Genomic DNA, 19,004 nt, shown 5'->3' with positions numbered 1-19,004 from the left:
CACGTGGAGTGCCGGGGCGGGGGCCGAGGATGGTGCCGAGCATGGTGTCGAGCGCCTGTTGCGAGGTCTGGAGGCGGTCGATCTCCGCGGCGATGCGCACGCGCTCGCGCCGCAGCCCCGTGACCATGCCGGGACAGCCGCTGAGCACCATCCGCCTGTCTCCGTCGGTGTCGCCGTCGGTGTCGTCGTCGTGGACGCAGTCCAGCAGACGCGCGATCACGGCCGTCGGGAGCCCGGCGGCGAGCAGCGTGCGGATGTGCCGCACGGCGGACACGTCCGCGTCGCCGTACTCGCGGTAGCCGTTCGCCAGCCGGTGCGGGCGCAGCAGCCCCTGCTCCTCGTAGTAACGCAGCAACCGCCTGCTCACCCCGGTCTCCCGGGCCAGGTCACCGATTCTCATCCGCGTGCTTGACCTTCACATCCATGTGATGCCTTACCGTCTCGACTGTCACTCGCAACAACGTGAAGGAGCGGAACATGCCTGGAGCAGTGATCGTCGGCGCGGGGCCGGGGATCGGGCGATCGGTGGCCCGCCGGTTCGCCGGGGAAGGGCTGCCGGTGGCCCTGATCTCGCGTTCCGGTGACGCCCTCGGGCTGGAGGGGGCCCGCACGTACCGGGCCGACGTCGCCGACGAGGGCGAACTGCGCGCGGCGCTCGACGCGGCGGCGGAGGCGCTCGGCACGCCGGACGTCGTGGTGTACAACGCCGCGATCATCCGCCCCGACTCGCCGGGCGAGGCGGACGCGCGGGCGCAGCTCGACGCGTGGGCGGTCAACGTGGTGGGCGCGCTCGTCACGGCCGCGCACGTGGCGCCTGCGATGGCGCGGCGCGGCAGCGGCACGTTCATCGTCACCGGCGGCATGCCCGAGCCCAAGGCCGCCTACGTCAGCCTCTCCCTGGGCAAGGCCGGTGTCCGGACGCTGGTGGCGATGCTGGACGAGGAGTACGGGCCGTCGGGGGTGCACGTGGCCAGTGTCACCGTCGCCGGGCCCGTCGCACCGGGCACGGCCTTCGATCCGGACGACATCGCCGAGCACTACTGGCGCCTGCACACCCAGCCGCGCGCCCGATGGCAGCACGAGGTGCTGCACGCGGGCGGCCGAGCCTGACCGCACCACCCCGATCGACCCGGGCCGCGTCGTCATGTGGTGAGGTGCCAGATCCAGCCGAGCGTGCGCAGCCCCAGCCGCCGGGCCACCCGCCGGGAGGAGTGGTTGTCGGCGCTCGTGCTGTAGAAGAGCCGGATCCCGGGCAGGAGGGCGGACCACCGGGCCGTGGCGGCGGCGGCCAGCCCCCGGCCCCGGTACGCGGGGGAGGTCCAGGTGCCCGCCTCCGCCCCGAGCGGGGTCAGGCGGGCGGTGTGGCAGACGGACGCCACCTGCCCGTCGGCGGCGACCATCGCCCAGGGGGCGCCCGCGCCGCCGCCGAGCAGCGCGGCCCACTCCCCGGCCGCCCAGACGGCGGGCCGCGGCAGGGACCGTACGAGCCGGACGTGCTCCGCCGCATCGGACGTGAGCACCTGCACCGCGCCGCCCCACCGGACGGGAGGGATCACCTGGTAACTGGGCCCTCCCGTCACCCGCAGCTCGGGCTCGCCCAGGAGGCGGCGGCAGTCGTCGAGCACGGCCGGCGGGCTGCCCGGCGGGGGCGGGACGCTCCGGGCGACGAGGGCGAGCACCTGCGCGGCGGTTTCGCCGGGCACGTCGTGCGCCACCGCCGCCACCATGCCGTCGGCCGCCGCCCCGATCACCATGCGTTCCGGCCCCGGCAGCCGCCCGCGCTCGTCGAGACGCCAGATGACGCCCAGTTCGATGCCGATGACCTCGACGTCGCGCGCCTGGCCGGCCGCCTCCGGCAAGGACGGCGTCATCGGGGCCCCGTCAGGGTGAACGGCAGGGTCGCGGCCACCCTGCCGTTGACGATCACGTCGAGCTCGCGCGCCCCCGGCGGCTCGTCGCGGGTCGTGACGGGCCGGAAGGAGTGGCTCTTGCGCAGGGTGAACGTCTCGCCGGCCCCGCCCGCCTCCCGCTGCCCCAGGTGGAAGACCCGGCGCGAGCCCGCCCGGCGCACCGCGTACTTCAGCAGCACCGGCCCCGCCGCGCCCGCCGTCACCGTGACCGTGAAGGCCAGCTTGCCGCCCACGGCCACGACGTCGGACTCCAGGGCCAGCGTGTCGACCGCGCCGCTGCCCGGGGTGGCGCCCACCAGGGCGAGCGCCTGCGGATGGCCGGCCCGCAGCAGGCCGCGGGCGGCGTGCCGGAGCACCCGCTCCACGTGCGAGCCGCCGCCGGCCCGCCAGCGCGCCAGCAGTTCCAGCGCCACCTCCGGATGGTCCTTGGCCAGGTCGTTGACGTGGTTGGCGACCGAGCGGCGCACGTATTCGCTCGGGTCGTCGCGCAGCCGGTCGAGCAGGGGCAGCGTGGGGCCCGGCGTCATCAGCCAGCCGACCCGGCCCGCCCACGGCAGGCGCGGGCGCGAGCCCTCCGACGCCAGCCGGCGCAGGTGCTCGTCGGGGGACTCCGCCCACTCGTACATGATCGTGAGGGCTTCGTCGCGGTGGCGTTCGAGGAAGGGGCGGACGGCGAACTCGCCCGTGGCGTACGGCGTGAGCGCGGCCAGCGTCCGCATCGCCGCCGCCAGGTGGTCGAGCCCCCTGGCGGCGGTGTGCTCGGTGGCGGGCCAGCCGCTCCACATGTCGAGGTCGCCGGCGCACTCGCGGACGAGCGCGGCGGCCCGCGGGTAGGGCAGGGGCAGCGCGTCGTGCAGGGCCGCGGCCACGTGGGCGACACGGGCCTTGAGCTCCAGGCCGTCGAGCCCGGACAGGGCCGCGGCGGTGAAGCGGGCCCGCGGGAACGCCGGCCAGGCGGCGGCCAGCCCGCCGGCCAGCGTCGCCACCGACCCGGCGTTGATCAGATCCTTCAGGGGTTGAGCCACGTGGCCACTCTGCCAGCCGCCACCGACAATCAGCGCAGCCGCTCGAAGTACGCGCGCATCGCGGGGTAGTAGTCGCCGAAGCTCGGGGCGGGGGAGCCGTCGCGGGAGGCGACGAGCAGGTCGAGGTAGTACTCCCAGCCAGGCCCGATCTCCTCGATGCCGTGGTCGGTGCCGAGGTGCTGGACGAAGCGCAGTTCCGTGACGCCGTCCGACTCCGACAGCAGCAGCTCGACGTGCCACTCCCCGTGCTCGTCCAGCGCCGAGACCGCCAGGCGGGTGGGCGGTTCGCAGGCGTCGATGCGCAGGTCGAACCAGGGCTGCTGGTCCTCGTTCAGCAGCCGCGCCTTCACCGTGCCGCCCACGACGGCCTCGCCCTCCCACGGCCCGAACCAGCGGGCGGTGCGTTCGGGCTCGGTGACGTCGGCCCACACGTCGGCGGCCGGGGCGTGGAAGGTGCGGGTCAGGACGAGGTCGGCGCACTCGCCGGTCCTGATGAGCCGTCCGGTGGGTACGGGGGTCATGCCGTGCTCTCCCTTGCGTCGTCGGATGGGTTCGCCGGCTTCCCGCCGGGGCGGCTCAGGCCGAGCTCTCCCGCCAGCGGTTGGTGATGGGCAGGCGGCGGTCGCGCCCGAAGTTCTTGGGCGTGATCTTGGGGCCGGGCGGATACTGGCGGCGCTTGTACTCGGCCAGATCCACCAGCCGGATCACCCGGGTCACCAGCGCCGGATCGTGTCCGGCCGCGATGAGCTCCTGCGAGCCCATGTCCTTCTCGACGTAGTCGTCGAGCAGCCGGTCCAGCACCTCGTACGGCGGCAGCGAGTCGGTGTCGCGCTGGTCGGGACGCAGTTCCGCGCTCGGCTCCTTGGTGATCGAGTTCTCCGGGATGGGCCGTTCGGCCGGGAGCAGGAAGCCGGGGGCGGTGCCGGAGTTGCGCCACCTGGCCAGCTCCCACACCATCGTCTTCGGGACGTCCTTGATCGGCGCGAACCCGCCGGCGGAGTCGCCGTAGAGGGTGGAGTAGCCGGTGGCCAGCTCGCTCTTGTTGCCGGTGGTCAGCACGAGGTGGCCGTGCTCGTTGGACAGGCCCATGAGGATCATGCCGCGCACCCTGGCCTGGAGGTTCTCGGCGGCCAGGCCCGACAGCTCGATCTCCTTCTCGTAGGCGTTGACGATCTCCGCGATCGGCACCACCTGCGCCGTGACGCCGTCCTGCCGGCGCACCAGCTCCTCGGCGTCGGCCAGCGAGTGGTCGGAGGAGTGCCGGGAGGGCATGAGCACGACGTTGACGCGCGAGGGGCCGATGGCGTCGGAGGCGATCGTGGCGGTCAGCGCCGAGTCGATGCCGCCCGACAGGCCCAGGATGACCGACCGGAAGCCGTTCTTGGCGACGTAGTCGCGCACGGCGAGCACCAGCGCCGAGTAGACCTCGGCGTGCAGGCCGAGCCGCTCGGAGACGGGGGCGGGCACGGGCGGGTAGGGCGCGACGGGCTCGGCGGACAGCACCAGGCGCTCGACGGTGATCGTGGTGCCGTCGCCCACGTCGTAGGGGGAGGAGCCGGGCTCGGCGTCGGAGACGGGCAGGTCGTCGAGGTCGACGACCAGCAGTTCCTCCCTGAACTGCCCGGCCCGCGCCACCGGCTCGCCCGTCCGGTCCACGACGATCGAGTCGCCGTCGAAGACCAGTTCGTCCTGCCCGCCGACCTGGTTGACGTAGACGAGCCCGCAGCCCGCCTCACGGGCCCGGCGCGCGCACAGCTCCAGCCGTACGTCGTCCTTCTCCTTCTCGTACGGCGAGGCGTTCGGCACCACCAGCAGCCCGGCGCCCGCCTGCCCGACGACGGACACGGGCCCGCCCTCCTGCCAGAGGTCCTCGCACACCGCGATCGCGACGTCCACCCCGTGCAGCCGGAAGATCGGCAGCCGGTCGCCGCGCACGAAGTAGCGGTACTCGTCGAACACCCCGTAGTTGGGCAGGTGGTGCTTGGCCGTGCGGGTGACCACCTCGCCCCGGTACAGCAGGGCGGCGGCGTCGAGCGGGGCGCCCTTCGGCTGCCCCACGCGGGGCGCCAGCCCGGCGCGGTCGACGTAGCCGACCACCACCGGCAGTTCGCCCAGCCCTTCGCGCGCCAGCCTGGCCGCCACCTCCTCCAGCGTCCGGATGCTGGCGTCCACGAAGGACGTGCGCAGCACGAGGTCCTCCACCGGGTAGCCGGTGAGGAACATCTCGGTGAAGACGACGAGATGCGCCTCGCGCTCGGCCGCGTCGCGGGTCCACGCGACCAGCTTGTCGGCGTTGGCGCTCAGATCGCCGACGGTCGGGTTCGTCTGTGCCAAGGCAATGCGCAGTTGTGCCACGCGAACAGCCTAGTACGACCCGATTTTTATCGTCAAAGCGACGAAAAGTAGCTCATTCGACTCCCGGGGTAACCAGGCCCGACTCGTAGGCGGCCATCACGAGCTGCGCCCGGTCGACCAGCGCGAGGTGCTCCAGCAGCGATTTCACCGCCAGGCCCACCTCCTCCTCCGGCAGCGCCAGCCGCCGGCCGATCTGCCGGTCGGTCAGCCCGCGGGCGACCAGTTTGAGCACGTCGAGCCGGTCGTCGGAGAGCCCGGCCAGCGCCGGGGGCGAGGCCGGGTCGGTACGCCCGGCGAACGCCGAGATCAGCCGGGTGGTCACGGCCGGGTCGATCAGCGCGTCCCCGGCCGCCGCCGCCCTGAGCGCGGCCAGGATCTGCTCCGGCGGCGACGTCTTCAGCACGAACCCGCTCACCCCGGCCCGCAGCGCCGCGTACAGGTTCTCGTCGCTGCCGAACGTGGTCATCATCACGACCTTCGGCGGCCGTCGCCCGGCCAGGATCCGGCGGGCGGCGGCCAGCCCGTCGAGACGCGGCATCCGGATGTCGAGCAGCACCACGTCAGGACGCGTCTCCTGGACGGCCGCGATCGCCTCCTCGCCGTCGGCCGCCTCGCCCGCCGGCGCGAACCCGGCCTCGCCGTCCAGCATCGCCCTCAACCCGGCCCGGACGAGCGCCTGGTCGTCGGCCACCAGCACGCGCAGCACCCCCTCGCCGGCGGCCGGCCACGGATCGCCCGCGGGCTCCTCGAGCCGCTGGGCCAGCATGTCGGCCTCCAGCCGCCGCAGCCCGGCCGACAGGTCCAGCCCCAGTTCGTCCCGCCACACCGCGCGGGCCCGGCGCAGCGCCGCCAGCGCGTCCCCCTGGCGGCCCGTCCGGTAGAGGGCCACGGCCCACAGCCGCCACGCCTCCTCCCGCAGCGGGCACGAGGAGGCGTGCGCCTCCAGGTCGGCCACCAGCGACGTCGCCCGGCCCAGCGCGAGCCCGGCGTCGGCCCGCCGCTCGACCGCGATCAGCCGCAGCTCCTCCAGCCGCCCCGCCTCGGTCGAGGCCCAGCTCAGCTCCGCGAACTCGGCCAGCGCGGGCCCGCGCCACAACGCGAGCGCGCTCTCCATGGCCGCCCACACCCGCGCGGGCGGGCCGCCGGACTTGACCAGGCTCTCGAAGTGCCAGGCGTCCACCTGCGCGGTGCCGGCGCGCAACGCGTACCCGGGCGGGGCGGACACCAGCACGCCCGCCTCCTCGCGGGGCGCGCGGCCGGGCTCCAGCGCGCGGCGCAGCCGGGAGACGTAGCCCTGGATCGTGGACAGCGCCTGCGCGGGCGGGCTGCCCGGCCACAACTCGTCGATGAGCGTGTGCACGGGCACGGCGCGGCCACCGGCGACGAGCAGGCGCGCGAGCACCGCCCGCTGCCGCTGGCCGCCGAGGTCGAGAGGGGTGCCGTCGGCCCAGACCTGGAACGGTCCGAGAGCGGTGAAGGTCAGCATGTCAGGCGTAACTGTAGGGGCAGAACGGGCCGCGGAATACGGGGAAATCCCACAGTCCTCGTACGAGGGAGAGCTCGGCCTCGACAACGGTTCCTCCACCTTCCGCGACCCGTGCCACGGGGAGCCGCCCTGCCCCGGCGGCCCGCCGCGCGCGTCGCACTCAGCCCGGTGGCCCGCCTCACGCGCCGCCGCCGGCCCGGAGCGCGCCCCGCGTCCGGCTGGTGAAAATTATCGGCCCGTTGCCAACGTCCGATCAAAATTCTCTCAACGGGCCCGTACGCGGGTCAGCGCCGCCTGATCGCGGGCCCGAGCAGCAGCATGCCGATCGCCGCCGCCAGGCCGATCCCGCCGGTCGTGAACCACAGCGCCCCCGGCCCCAGCTCCAGCAGCGGCCCGCCGATCAGCGGCGCCAGCACGGCCGCCAGCGACCAGGCGAACCCGAACACCCCCGAGTACCGTCCGCGCAGCTCGGCGGGCGCGAGCGTGGCCACGACGGCGCCCGCGATGCCCCCCGTCACGACCTCGCCGGCCGTCCAGATCGCGATCGTCGCCGCCAGCCCGAGCGTGCTGGTGACGTACGTGGTCAGCGCGAACCCCACCGCCATCACAGCCAGCCCGAGCGCCAGCGTGCGGGCCGGGTCCCGGCGGCCCAGCCACCCCGACACCAGCGGTTGCACGATGACGATGAGCACCCCGTTCAGCGCCATGGCCACCCCGAACTCCCTGGTCGACAGCCCCACCACCTTGGTCATCGCGACCGGCAGCATGCTCATCGTCTGCATGTAGACCAGCGCGTTGCCCAGCATGACCAGCGTGAACCCGACCATGACCCGGTCGCGCAGCACGATCCCGAGGCCGCCGCTCTCGGGCCTGGCCTCCGGCCTGGTCTCGGGCACCGCCCGCCACACCAGCGCCGCGAACGCCACGCAGGAGACCGCGTCGACCCAGAACAGCCAGGTGAACCCGAGCTCCGCCAGCCACCCGCCGGCCGTCATGCCCACCGAGTAGCCGAGGTTGATCCCCCAGAACAGCAGCCCGTACGCGCGGGGCCGCTCCGCGGGCGAGACCAGGTCGGCCACCAGCGCGTTGGAGGCGGGCCGGTAGACGTCGATCACCAGGCCCAGCGCGAACATCGAGGCCAGGATCGCCGGCAGCGACGTGCTGTAGCCCAGCGCCAGCATGAACACCGCCGTGGCCAGCATCCCGCCCGACAGCGTGGCCCGGCGGCCGATCCGGTCCGCCAGCACGCCCGCCAGGGGCTGCGACAGCAGCGAGCCCGCCCCGAACACGCCCATGGCCAGGCCCGCCGCGGTCAGCGACAGGCCGCGGCTCTGCGTCAGGTAGACGCCGGTGAAGGGGACGACCATGGTGCCCAGGCGGTTCACCAGCGTGCCGCCCCACAGGGCCCAGAAGGCGCGGGGCAGCCCGCCGAGCTTCGACCTCAGGAAGGGCGGCAGGGGGGACGGCTTCTCAGCCGTGGAACTCGACACGCCTCAAAGAGTGAAATTTCTGTTTTCGCGAGGCGAACGATTTAGCGCAGACTAAAAGGATGTCCATAACGTGGGTGCTGACATCCGAGGACGTCGCCCGCATCCGATTCGCCTTCTCCCCGATGTGGGAACTCGTCGCCAGCCTGCGCACCCTCCAGCAGCCCGCCAGGCAGTCGATCCACCTGCCCTGGCTCAAGGCAGTCCGGCCCCGGCTGGCCGGGCTCGACCTGTCCGAGCTGCTCGCGCTCGTGCCGCCCAGCGGCTACCTGGCCGACTTCATCACCCCGCCCCCCGACACGCCCATGCCCGACTTCGACGCCGAACTCGACCGGGTCCGGCGCACCCACCCCGAGCTGGCCCGCATCGAGGCCGCGCGCCTGCGGGACACGAACCCCGACGTGATCGCGCGGTTCACGGCCGACCCGGAGGCCGGCGTGGCCAGGGTCGCGGACGCGCTGGAGGCGTACTGGGAGGCGTGCTTCGCCGAGTTCTGGCCCCGCGTGTACGCGCTGCTGGAACGGGACGTGCTGCGCCGGTCCCGGCAACTCGCCCAGGGCGGCGCGCGCGAACTGTTCGCCGGCCTCGGCCCGTCCGTGCGGTGGACGGGGGAGCGGCTGCTCATCGACCGGCCCTACTGTGAGGCGGGCCGGCTGCACGGCGACGGGCTGGTGCTGGTGCCCAGCGCCTTCTACTGGCCCGCCGTGGCCGTGATGACGGCTCCGTACCAGTCGATGCTCGTCTACCCCGTGCAGGGCGTCGGCACCCTGTGGGAGCAGGGGCCGCCGCCCGCGCCCGGCGCGCTCGCCGCGCTGATCGGCCGGAGCCGGGCACAGATCCTGCTCGCGCTGGCCGAGCCCGCCACCACCACGGCGCTGGCCACCCGCATGGCGCTCACACCGGGCGCGGTCAGCCAGCACCTCGGCGTGCTCAGCGGCGGCGGCCTGGCCGTGGGCATGCGGGTCGGCAAGAGCGTCGTCTACCGCCGCACCCTGGCCGGCGACATGCTCGCCGGCCCCGACCACAGCCGTCAGGCGTAGCGCTTGGACTCCAGGAGCCAGTCCAGGTGGGCGCGCGGGGCGGCCAGGTACGCGCAGGCCACCTTGCTCACGTCCCTGGCCGTCTTCGGCTCCAGGTCGTTCAGCGGCAGCCGCCTGGCCGCCTTGCGCATGTCCTGGCAGCGCCCGGCGATCCGGTCGAGCACCCAGGCCGTCGCCTCCCGCTCGCCCAGCCCGAGCTGCCGCATCGCCAGCACCACGAAGTTGTGCACGTCGCCGCGCTCCTTCGGCCGCGAGGCGACGTCGTTGCACCACGCCGTGACGTCGCTGCAGGAGTCCACGAGCTGCCGCCAGGCGTCCGACTCGTGCACCCAGACCGGCACCTCCACCCGCAGGCACGGCTCCACCAGGTCGTACAGGTACGGGCCCACCGTGCCCCTGCGCAGCGCCGGGTACTCCTCCAGCGTCGGCATGCGGCCCGCCGCGCGGTTCTCGGCCTCGGCGCGGCAGGCGTCGTACTGACGCTGCAGCCCCACCGCGAACCTGGCCCGCCACCGGTCGCTCATCCGCACGCTCGTCACCCGCCACAGGTCGGCGAAGGCCGCCTCCAGCGGATGGCGCGAGCTGCCCTTGAGCATGCCGTGGAAGATCTCCAGCGGGCCCGAGCGCTCGTCCAGCTCGTCGTCCAGGTGGAACAGCCAGGTCAGCCACTGCGCGAACAGCGCCGCCGCGGCCGCGTCGAACTCGGCGAACGCGCGGCCCGCCATCCGGTGGTAGCCGACGCCCGGGTCGGCGCGCAGGCCGGTGCGCCGGGCCCAGTCGATGACCGCGGCCTCGATCGCGTACACGGCCGGGTGCATCCGGCACGGCGCGGCCATCGCCGGCACCCGCTCGGTCAGCGGCAGCAGCGCCAGCGCCGCCGAGCCGCCCCTGCGCGGCAGCGGCAGCAGGGACGTCAGGGCCGAGCGCAGGGCGGTGCGCACCGTGGCGAACACGGTGGTGGTCGGGGCAGTGCTCACTGTGTCGCTCACTGTGTCCTTCGCCGGGGCCTTCAGCGGGCTCTTCACAGGGGTCCGAAAAGCCAGTTGCCGGACGCGTTGGGGTCCTCGCTGCGGTAGTAGTCGGCCGCGGCCAGGACCAGGTCGTCCACGGTGAGCGCCCCCCTGCCCGTCCGGTCCAGCCGGTCGAACGCCTCGTCCACGTCGTCGTAGGCCACCCCGAACGCGCACAACATCGTCCGGAACTCGCCCCGCGCGATCTTCCCGTCGCCGTCGCCGTCGCACAGCTCGGCCACCGCCCGCGTCGCCGGCTTGAACACCGGGTCGTAGTGGTCGCCGGTGACGAACGCCTCGGTCATCCCCCGCAGGAAGTCCGGGCGGGCGATGCCGGAGTCGCCGTCGCGTTCGAGCGCCTCCGACAGGGTGGACCAGATGCGGTCGAAGCTGTCCACGAGGCTCGCGCCGGTGACCGACGTGGGTGACTCCCCGAAGCCCACCAGGATGCGGGCGCCCAGCCCCAGCAGGTCCTCACGCTCGACGACGCCGTTGCCGCTCGCGTCGATGTGGTCGAACGCCCGATCGAGCTTGTGATTGAGCAGGTCGATGGCCACCAATGCCTCCCCCGAGACTGAACTGCGTGATCACAGTAAGTCGGACGGGGCCCTTTGTCAGCGAGGCTCGCACCGGCACCCCCCGTAACGTGTGCGAAACACGGACACGGCATGCTGGTGGGTAAGCCTGTACTGTCCGTCGAACGAGGGGAAGCTGTGGACCGCCAGCAGGAGTTCGTGCTCCGCACGCTTGAGGAACGCGACATCCGGTTCATCCGGCTGTGGTTCACTGACGTGCTCGGCTTCCTCAAGTCCGTGGCCATCGCGCCCGCCGAGCTCGAAGGGGCCTTCGCCGAGGGCATCGGGTTCGACGGCTCGGCCATCGAGGGGTTCGCCCGCGTCTACGAGTCCGACATGCTCGCCAAGCCCGATCCGGCCACGTTCCAGATCCTGCCGTGGCGCAGCGAGACCCCGGGCGCGGCCCGCATCTTCTGCGACATCCTCATGCCCGACGGCTCGCCGTCGCACGCCGACCCGCGCTGGGTGCTCAAGCGCACCCTCGCCAAGTGCGCCGACATGGGCTTCACCTTCTACACCCACCCGGAGATCGAGTTCTTCCTGCTGAAGAACCGGCCCGAGACCGGCGTGCGGCCCGAGCCGATCGACTCCGGCGGCTACTTCGACCACACGCCCCACAGCTCCGGCCACGACTTCCGCCGCCAGGCGATCATGATGCTGGAGTCGATGGGCATCTCCGTCGAGTTCAGCCACCACGAGGGCGCGCCCGGCCAGCAGGAGATCGACCTGCGCTACGCCGACGCCCTCACCACGGCCGACAACATCATGACCTTCCGCCTGGTCATGAAGGAGGTCGCGCTGGAGCAGGGCATCTGGGCCTCGTTCATGCCCAAGCCGTTCACCGAGCACCCCGGCTCCGGCATGCACACGCACATGTCGCTGTTCGAGGGCGACCGCAACGCCTTCTACGAGGCCGGCTCCGAGTACCGGCTGTCCAAGATCGGGCGCTCGTTCATCGCGGGCCTGCTCCGGCACGCCGCCGAGATCACCGCCATCACCAACCAGTGGGTCAACTCCTACAAGCGGCTCTGGGGCGGCGCCGAGGCCATCGCCGGGCAGGGCGGCGAGGCCCCCTCCTACGTGTGCTGGGGCCACAACAACCGCTCGGCCCTGGTCCGGGTGCCGATGTACAAGCCGCACAAGGGCGGCTCGACCCGCATCGAGTTCCGCTCCCTCGACTCGGCCTGCAACCCCTACCTGGCCTTCGCGCTCATCCTCGCGGCCGGGTTGAAGGGCATCGAGGAGAGCTACGAGTTGCCGGCCGCCGCCGAGGACAACGTCTGGCGGCTGACCAGCGCCGAGCGGCGGGCCCTCGGCATCGCGCCGCTGCCCGGTTCGCTCAACGACGCGATCGAGGTCATGGAGCGCAGCGAGCTGGTGGCCGAGACACTGGGTGAGCACGTCTTCGACTTCTTCCTGCGCAACAAGCGGGCCGAGTGGCGCGAGTACCGCCGCCACGTCACCGAGTTCGAGCTCGGCCGCTACCTGCCGGTGCTCTGACGCCGGTTCACGGCCCCGGCCCCGGGTCCTGGGCCGGGTCGAACACGATGGCCTTCAGCAGCCGCGCCTGCGCCCGGTCCACGACCCGCGCCCCGGCGGCCGGGGCCGGGTCGCCCGCCCTGACCCGGGTGAGCAGGGTGTCCCAGCGGCGCTGATGGCGGGCGAAGGTCCGGGGCGCCACCACCCGTCCCCTGTCCCGCTGCCCCGCCAGCGCCGCCTCGGGCGGGGCGTCCAGCAGGAGCAGGTGCAGGTCCGCGCCGTGCCGGCGCGCCAGCCAGGCGAAACCGCGCAGCACGTACGGGCCGCAGCCCCGGTTGTGCGCGAGCACCGAGCGACCCTCGGTCAGGGCCTGCCGGATGCGGGTCAGGTGGGTGACGAACACCACGGCCCGGCGCACCGGGTAGGGCGCCCAGGTGAGCCTGCCGTGCCAGTGCCGCCTCGACTGCTCGGAGTCGATCACCACGGCCGTCCCGGAGCGGACGGGCAGGCTCTCGGCGCCGTCCAGGCCGTACAGGCGGCGCAGCAGGGTGGTCTTGCCCGCGCCGGGCAGCCCCGTCAGGATGACCAGGGATCCGTTCGGATACCGCAACCTCGCCCCCTTCACGGGCACCACCCCTCGCCTGAGCCGCCGCACCTTCACCGCGCCGCCGGGCCAGCATAGGGCGCGTGGTACCAGCCTCTGCGAGGGCGGGGCGGAACGCGCGGCCCGTTCCCTGATCAGGGAGAATCGGCGGATTGGTCGCGGGCGCCGGGAAACCCGGTTAAGGTACTGCCGACGCCTTGATCGGCCTCACTCCCGCCTGTGGCTCGGAGTGAGGCCGATTTTCGTTGCTTCTGACCCCCGAGTCACATCCGCGCGATGTGCGGCGCCTAGCGTTGCGGTACCCGGTGGCGGGAAGTTTCGGGCCCCCGCAAGGCGTTATGGAGACGTAGCGAGCGGCGGTGGACCCCCCACATCCTAGGAAACCGGGTGTCCAGTAAAATCGGCCTGCTCTTTATGATATTTCAGGACTTCTCGCCTGGTGAGGCGATATTGGAGGGTGTGGCATGACGACGGCTGCCTTGCAGACCGTGTTGACCGTTCCCGAGCGCTTCCGTGGTCCCGTGGGCGTCGCCAACGGCGGCTGGATCGCGGGCACCATGGCCGAGGCGCTGAACGGTGGCCGATCAGCCGTCGAGGTCACGCTGCACGCCCCCACGCCACTGGAGACCGAGCTGCGGCTCGAACACGTGGCCAACACGGTCTCCCTCTCCCACGGCGACCAGTTGCTGGTCGAGGCGATCCCCGTGGCCGAGGAGCTGGAAGGGCCGGGGTTCGTCCCGTTCAACGACGCGGCCCGCGCCGAGGCCGGGTTCGCGGGGCTGACGGCGCACCCGTTCGCGGAGTGCTTCGCCTGCGGCCTGCGTGAGCCCGGTGACGGCCTGCGGATCTTCCCCGGCCCGGTCGAGGGCACCGACCTGGTGGCCGCCGGCTGGCGGGTGCCGTTCACCGTGTCCGGCGAGGACGGCGTGCCCGCCTCGATCGTGGGCTCGGTGCTCGACTGCATCAGCGGCTGGGCGCACTTCGGGCCGGGCGAGAGCGCGCTGCTCGGCCGCCTGGCCGTGCGGATCCACCGCCCGGTGCTGACCGGTGGCCGCTACTCGGTGGTGGCCCGCCCGACCGGCCGCGACGGCCGCAAGATGTACGGCCAGAGCGGCATCTACGAGATGGACGGCACGCTGGTGGCCGCCGCCCGCGCCACGTGGATCGCTCCACGCTGAAACCCGCTCGTCCGAAGGCCCCTGAGCTGTTCTCGGGGGCCTTCGTGTTGGGTCAACATGCCGCCAAAACACCACATAATTACCCATATGCGAATCACCGTCATCGAACACGAGGCCGAGGCCGGGCTCGGTTACCTCGCGCAGTGGCTCGGGCTCGACTGCGAGGTCGTGCGGCCGTACCTGGGGGAGGAGATCCCGGCACGGGCGGCGGACGGGCTGGTCGTGCTCGGCGGCGCGGCGGCGGCCTGGGAGGACGAGCGCAGCCCCTGGCAGCCCGCCACCCGCGACCTGCTGCGCCGGGCCGTCGATGACGGCACCCCGACGCTGGCCGTCTGCCTGGGCGCGCAACTGCTCACCATGGCCTGCGGTGGCGTGGTCGAGCGCGGGGCGAACGGGCTGGAGGTGGGCCTGTGCGAGGTGACCGCGCTGGCCGCCGCCGCCTCCGACCCGCTGCTGTCGGGCGTCGGGAGCGCCGTGGCCGTCCAGTACCACCAGGACGCCATGACCCGGCTGCCCGACGGGGCGGTGGCGCTGATGACCGGCTCCCAGTACCCGAACCAGGCGTACCGGCTGGGCGAGGCCGCGTGGGCGGTGCAGTTCCACCCCGAGGCGACGCCCGAGATCTTCGCCTCGTGGACCGCCGAATCGGGCCTGGAGCAGGCCGAGGAGCTCAACACCCGGGTCAAGGCCGCCGAGAGCGTGCTCGTAGACACCTGGCGGCCGGTGGCGCGGGCGTTCGCGGACGTGGTCAGACACACCTGAGCCGCCGCACGGGCGCGGCGGCCCAGGCGGGCCTGGGCCGCTGGGTCTCCGTCGCGTGGCGGATGTCGCGCCGGGGTGGTGAGCGGGTGCGTGTGAGACGTGCCACCGCACGGTGCAGGCGGGCCTGGGCCGCTGGGTCTCCGTCGCGTGGCGGATGCCGTGCCGGTGGGTGTTGTGTGAGACGCGACGCCTGGGCGGTTCAGGTGGGCCTGGGCGGTCGCGTCGCCGTCTCGTGCCGGACGTCACGCCGGGGGTGGTGGGCCGGGGGTGCGACGTCGTGTGGTGAGGGCGTGCGCCAGCGCGTGTACGCCCGCCAGGACCAGCGGGAACGCCGCCACGGCCGGGCCCGGCCGCTGCGCGGGCACCCCGGCCCGCCGCAGCCGCCGCCACGCCCACAGCGAGTACGGGATCACCACGACCGGCGCGGTCACCAGCCCCGGCGTGTACCCCCGGGCCAGCGCCGCCTGCGCCAGGTGCGTCGCCCCGTGCACCCCGAACCCGGCCAGGGCCGCCTGGAACACCGCGCTCCGCCCGCCCGTACGCGCCCCCATGGCCGATGCGGCGGCCACGACCCCGCCCATCAGCCCGATGGCCACGTTCACGTGCTGCTGGGACAGCTCCAGCCGCTCCCAGGGCACCTGCGGGAGACGCCGCTCCAGCCGGGGCCGCGCCGTACGCGTCCAGCGGGCCATGGTCGCCAGTTCCTCGGCGTCGTGCACCGCCCAGGCGGCCAGCAGCCCCCACGCCACCGCCGCCGGAACCCGTCCGGCTTCCTCCATGACTTCCTCCCCGATCCGCGAAACGCAACGCACCGTTGCGTTCGCATGTTACGGCGGGACGAGCGAGAGCTGTCAAGATGGAGGGGTGCCCAGGATCGAATCCACCGCCGCGAGACTCGCCAGGCTCGGCTTCGCCGACGGCGCCCGGGCGGCCCAGCTCGTCCGCAGGTCGGAGGCCGATCTCGACGACATCCTGGAATCGCTGGTCACCGTGGCCGACCCCGACCTGGCGCTGGCCTCGCTGACCCGCCTGATCGAGCGCGAGCCGGCCGTCCTCGACACCGTCCGCCACGACGAGGGCCTCAGGAACAGGCTGCTGGCCGTGCTCGGCGTCAGCGCCGCGCTCGGCGAGCACCTCGTACGCCACCCCGGCCAGGTGGCCCGCCTGGCCGAGCCCGCGCCCGGCGACGCCAGGGCCGAACTGCTGCGGGCCGTCGGCGCCGAACCCGGCGAGAGCGAGCCGCGCGCGGCACGGGCCGGCGACGCCGCGCTGGTGGCGCTGCGCGTGGCCTACCGGGGCCGGCTCGCGCACCTGGCCGCGCGCGACCTCTCCGGGCAGGCCACGTTCAGCGAGGTCACCGCCGAGCTGTCCGACCTGGCGGGCGCGGCGCTGGAGGCCGCGCTCGCGATCGCGCGCGCCGAGGTCGGGGCCGACGACGTCCGCCTCTCGGTCATCGGCATGGGCAAGTGCGGCGCCAGGGAGCTCAACTACATCAGCGACGTCGACGTCATCTTCGTGGCGGAGCCGCGCGAGGGCGCCGACGAGACCAAGGCACTGCGTTCGGCCACCCGGCTGGCCCAGGCCATGATGCGGGCCTGCACCGCCACCACGCCCGAGGGCTCGCTGTGGGAGGTGGACGCCGGGCTGCGTCCCGAAGGCCGCTCGGGCCCGCTGGTGCGCACGCTCGCCAGCCATCTCGCCTACTACCGCCGCTGGGCCAAGACGTGGGAGTTCCAGGCGCTGCTCAAGGCCAGGCCCGTGGCGGGCGACCTGGAGCTGGGCGCCGCCTACGTCGAGGCCGTCAACGAGCTGGTCTGGACGGCCGCCACCCGCGAGCACTTCGTCGAGGACGTGCAGGCGATGCGCCGCCGCGTCGAGGCGCACGCGCGCGCCGAGGGCGACCGGCAGCTCAAGCTGGGCCCCGGCGGGCTGCGCGACATCGAGTTCGCGGTGCAGCTCCTGCAACTCGTGCACGGCAGGCTCGACCCGCTGCTGCGCCGCAAGGGCACGCTGCCGGCGCTGGCCGCGCTGTCGCGGGGCGGCTACGTCGGCCGCGACGACTCCAAGGGGCTGGCGGAGGCGTACTCGTTCCTGCGGCAGGTCGAGCACCTGCTCCAGTTGCACCGGCTGCGCCGCACGCACGTCGTGCCCACCGGCGAGAGCGACCTGCGCCGCCTCGGCCGGGCGCTGGGCATGCACGCCGACCCGGTGGGGGAGTTCACGGCGCGGTGGCGGCGGCACGCGATGGAGGCGCGGCGGCTGCACGAGAAACTGTTCTACCGGCCGCTGCTGCAGGCCGTGGCGCGGCTGCCGGAGTCGGAGGCGCGGCTGTCCACCGCCGCCGCGACGGCCCGGCTGGAGGCGCTCGGCTACGTCGATCCGCGCGGCGCGCTGCACCACATCGCCAACCTGTCCACCGGCGTCTCCAGGCGGGCCGCGATCCAGCGCACGCTGCTGCCGGTCATGCTCGGCTGGTTCGCCGACACGCCCGACCCCGACGCGGCGCTGCTCGGCTTCCGTCAGGTCAGCGACAAGCTGGGCAGCACGCCGTGGTACCTGCGGCTGCTGCGCGACGAGACGGCCGTGGCCGCCAGGATGGCGCGGGTGCTCGGCACCAGCCGCTACGCCACCGGCCTGCTCATGCACGCCCCCGACGCGGTCGCCATGCTGGGCAGCGACGACGAGCTGGCCGTGCGCTCGCCCGAGTCGCTGCTCGGCGAGGCGTCCGCCGCGGTGTCCAGGCACGCCGGCGACCCCGAGACGGCCGTCGCCGCGGTCCGCGCGCTGCGGCGCAAGGAGCTGTTCCGCACGGCCGTCGCCGACATCTCCGGCCTCATCGACATCGAGACCGTCGGCGGCGCGCTGTCGCGGCTCAACGACGTGACCCTCCAGGCCGCGCTCGACGCCGCCATGAGCAGGGCGCCGCGCGTCACCTCCTTCGCGATCATCGCCATGGGCCGGCTGGGCGGCATGGAGTGCTCGTACGCCAGCGACGCCGACGTCATGTTCGTGCACTCGCCGCTGCCCGGGGTCGAGGAGCGCGAGGCCACCGACGCCGCCTTCGCCGTGGCCAACGAACTGCGCAGGCTGCTGTCGCTGCCGGCCCCCGACCCGCCCCTGCTCATCGACCCCGACCTGCGCCCCGAGGGCCGCCAGGGGCCGCTGGTGCGCACGCTGGCCTCCTACCGCGCCTACTACGCGCGCTGGTCGTCGCCGTGGGAGTCGCAGGCGCTGCTGCGGGCCCGGTTCTCGGCCGGCGACGCCGAACTCGGGGCCGCGTTCACCGCCGTGATCGACGAGCTGCGCCACCCCCGGGGCGGCCTGCCCGACGACGCCGTCAGGGAGATCAGGCGGCTCAAGGCCCGGATGGAGGCCGAGCGGCTGCCGCGCGGGGCCGACCCCGCCCTGCACACCAAGCTCGGGCCCGGCGGGCTGTCCGACGTCGAGTGGGTGGCGCAGCTCCTGCAGCTCCGCTATGCGGGCGCGGTCCCGTCCCTGCGCACCACCCGCACGCTGGAGGCGCTGCGCGCGGCCGTGGCCGAGGAGCTGCTGGCCCCGGCCGACGAGGCGGTACTGGCCGAGGCGTGGCGCTTCGCCTCGCGCCTCCGCGACGCGATCATGCTGGTCAAGGGCCGGCCGGGCGACAGCGTGCCGCGCGACTCCGGCGAGCGCAAGCTGCTGGCCCGCACGCTCGGCTACCCGCCCGACGGCTCGGAGGACTTCCTCGACGACTACCGCCGGGTCACCCGCCGGGCCCGCAAGGTGGTCGACCGCGTCTTCTACGGCGACTGAGCCGGCAACTCGCCGTTGCGCCGCCACGCCCTGTGGGTGTATCAATGCGCGGTGTTATCCGTATACCTGGATCTGGCGCTCGGCCTGGTGTTGGCGTTCCTGCTGCTGTCGCTGCTGGTGAGCGGCCTCAACGAGGCGTTCGTACGGGTGTTCGCCATCCGCAGCAAGTTCCTGTGGGCCTACCTGCGCGACACCCTCGACGGGGCCGACAAGGAGGCGGGCTCGTGGCTGCCCGCCAAGGTGCTCGACGTGTACCGGGTGCTGCCCTTCGTGCGCGACCCCCGTCCCGCGCACACCGACC

At 73.6% G+C, this 19,004-nt stretch carries 17 protein-coding genes and 1 pseudogene; 7 read left to right on the top strand and 11 right to left on the bottom strand.

All coding sequences use genetic code 11. The annotated features are described in order from the left end of the window. Positions 1-400, bottom strand: a 400-nt coding sequence (locus FAF44_RS42680) for a MerR family transcriptional regulator (protein ID WP_237109107.1), incomplete at its 3' end; no start/stop codon positions are given. Positions 401-477: 77 nt separating this feature from the next. On the opposite strand from FAF44_RS42680, the gene FAF44_RS42675 reads away from it, so the two are divergent. Beyond that, positions 478-1,110 (top strand): SDR family NAD(P)-dependent oxidoreductase, encoded by a 633-nt coding sequence (locus FAF44_RS42675; RefSeq protein ID WP_237109106.1) that lies wholly within the window; start codon positions 478-480, stop codon positions 1,108-1,110. A gap of 32 nt (positions 1,111-1,142) precedes the next feature. Here FAF44_RS42675 and FAF44_RS42670 read toward each other — a convergent pair whose 3' ends face one another. The 6 genes from FAF44_RS42670 to FAF44_RS42640 form a co-directional block, all read right to left on the bottom strand. Further along, the gene (locus tag FAF44_RS42670) at positions 1,143-1,871 is read right to left on the bottom strand and encodes a GNAT family N-acetyltransferase (protein ID WP_237109105.1); all 729 of its coding nucleotides are present in this window, start codon (positions 1,869-1,871) and stop codon (positions 1,143-1,145) included. Beyond that, the gene (locus tag FAF44_RS42665) at positions 1,868-2,935 is read right to left on the bottom strand and encodes a DNA alkylation repair protein (RefSeq protein WP_237109104.1); all 1,068 of its coding nucleotides are present in this window, start codon (positions 2,933-2,935) and stop codon (positions 1,868-1,870) included. The genes FAF44_RS42670 and FAF44_RS42665 overlap by 4 nt, the downstream gene beginning before the upstream one ends. A 29-nt stretch (positions 2,936-2,964) precedes the next feature. Continuing rightward, positions 2,965-3,456: an SRPBCC family protein gene (locus tag FAF44_RS42660; RefSeq protein WP_237109103.1), complete on the bottom strand. Its 492-nt coding sequence runs from the start codon at positions 3,454-3,456 to the stop codon at positions 2,965-2,967. A 55-nt stretch (positions 3,457-3,511) separates the two neighbouring features. Next, positions 3,512-5,290 carry an NAD+ synthase gene (locus FAF44_RS42655; protein ID WP_237109102.1) on the bottom strand — a complete coding sequence of 593 codons (1,779 nt, stop codon included), beginning with the start codon at positions 5,288-5,290 and terminating at the stop codon, positions 3,512-3,514. Between the two features lie 52 nt (positions 5,291-5,342). Next, complete coding sequence (locus FAF44_RS56110; protein WP_308193481.1) at positions 5,343-6,776, bottom strand: BTAD domain-containing putative transcriptional regulator; 1,434 nt, start codon at positions 6,774-6,776, stop codon at positions 5,343-5,345. Between the two features lie 284 nt (positions 6,777-7,060). After that, positions 7,061-8,266: an MFS transporter gene (locus tag FAF44_RS42640; RefSeq protein WP_237109101.1), complete on the bottom strand. Its 1,206-nt coding sequence runs from the start codon at positions 8,264-8,266 to the stop codon at positions 7,061-7,063. A 74-nt stretch (positions 8,267-8,340) separates the two neighbouring features. Here FAF44_RS42640 and FAF44_RS42635 point away from each other — a divergent pair, with 74 nt between their 5' ends. Further along, complete coding sequence (locus FAF44_RS42635; protein ID WP_237109100.1) at positions 8,341-9,303, top strand: DUF5937 family protein; 963 nt, start codon at positions 8,341-8,343, stop codon at positions 9,301-9,303. On the opposite strand, the gene FAF44_RS42630 is transcribed toward FAF44_RS42635, so the two are convergent. Beyond that, on the bottom strand, positions 9,294-10,280 hold the full coding sequence (locus FAF44_RS42630) for a terpene synthase family protein (protein WP_237109099.1): 987 nt from the start codon (positions 10,278-10,280) through the stop codon (positions 9,294-9,296). The two genes, FAF44_RS42635 and FAF44_RS42630, sit on opposite strands and share 10 nt — an antisense overlap. A 44-nt stretch (positions 10,281-10,324) precedes the next feature. Then, positions 10,325-10,870 carry an EF-hand domain-containing protein gene (locus tag FAF44_RS42625; RefSeq protein ID WP_237109098.1) on the bottom strand — a complete coding sequence of 182 codons (546 nt, stop codon included), beginning with the start codon at positions 10,868-10,870 and terminating at the stop codon, positions 10,325-10,327. Between the two features lie 156 nt (positions 10,871-11,026). Between FAF44_RS42625 and glnA the strand changes: the two genes are divergently transcribed. Then, positions 11,027-12,388: a type I glutamate--ammonia ligase gene (glnA, locus tag FAF44_RS42620; RefSeq protein WP_237109097.1), complete on the top strand. Its 1,362-nt coding sequence runs from the start codon at positions 11,027-11,029 to the stop codon at positions 12,386-12,388. 7 nt (positions 12,389-12,395) lie between these two features. Here glnA and FAF44_RS42615 read toward each other — a convergent pair whose 3' ends face one another. Next, positions 12,396-12,977 (bottom strand): AAA family ATPase, encoded by a 582-nt coding sequence (locus FAF44_RS42615; protein ID WP_237109096.1) that lies wholly within the window; start codon positions 12,975-12,977, stop codon positions 12,396-12,398. A 458-nt stretch (positions 12,978-13,435) separates the two neighbouring features. Between FAF44_RS42615 and FAF44_RS42610 the strand changes: the two genes are divergently transcribed. Together FAF44_RS42610 and FAF44_RS42605 are read left to right on the top strand one after the other, a co-directional pair. Beyond that, complete coding sequence (locus tag FAF44_RS42610) at positions 13,436-14,149, top strand: PaaI family thioesterase (RefSeq protein ID WP_237109095.1); 714 nt, start codon at positions 13,436-13,438, stop codon at positions 14,147-14,149. An 87-nt stretch (positions 14,150-14,236) separates the two neighbouring features. Next, a complete protein-coding gene (locus tag FAF44_RS42605; protein WP_237109094.1) occupies positions 14,237-14,911 on the top strand; it encodes a type 1 glutamine amidotransferase in 675 nt (224 codons plus the stop codon). Positions 14,912-15,153: 242 nt separating this feature from the next. On the opposite strand, the gene FAF44_RS42600 is transcribed toward FAF44_RS42605, so the two are convergent. Next, positions 15,154-15,690 carry an HXXEE domain-containing protein gene (locus FAF44_RS42600; protein ID WP_237109093.1) on the bottom strand — a complete coding sequence of 179 codons (537 nt, stop codon included), beginning with the start codon at positions 15,688-15,690 and terminating at the stop codon, positions 15,154-15,156. An 85-nt stretch (positions 15,691-15,775) separates the two neighbouring features. Here FAF44_RS42600 and FAF44_RS42595 point away from each other — a divergent pair, with 85 nt between their 5' ends. After that, positions 15,776-18,703 (top strand): bifunctional [glutamine synthetase] adenylyltransferase/[glutamine synthetase]-adenylyl-L-tyrosine phosphorylase, encoded by a 2,928-nt coding sequence (locus FAF44_RS42595; RefSeq protein WP_237109092.1) that lies wholly within the window; start codon positions 15,776-15,778, stop codon positions 18,701-18,703. A 51-nt stretch (positions 18,704-18,754) separates the two neighbouring features. Further along, positions 18,755-19,004 (top strand): annotated as a pseudogene (locus tag FAF44_RS42590) (hypothetical protein); the annotation flags it as partial.

Origin of the sequence: Nonomuraea sp. MG754425, assembly GCF_021699195.1 — a bacterium.
In the GTDB taxonomy this organism is placed as follows: domain Bacteria; phylum Actinomycetota; class Actinomycetes; order Streptosporangiales; family Streptosporangiaceae; genus Nonomuraea.
This window is presented reverse-complemented; position numbering and strand designations above follow the sequence as displayed.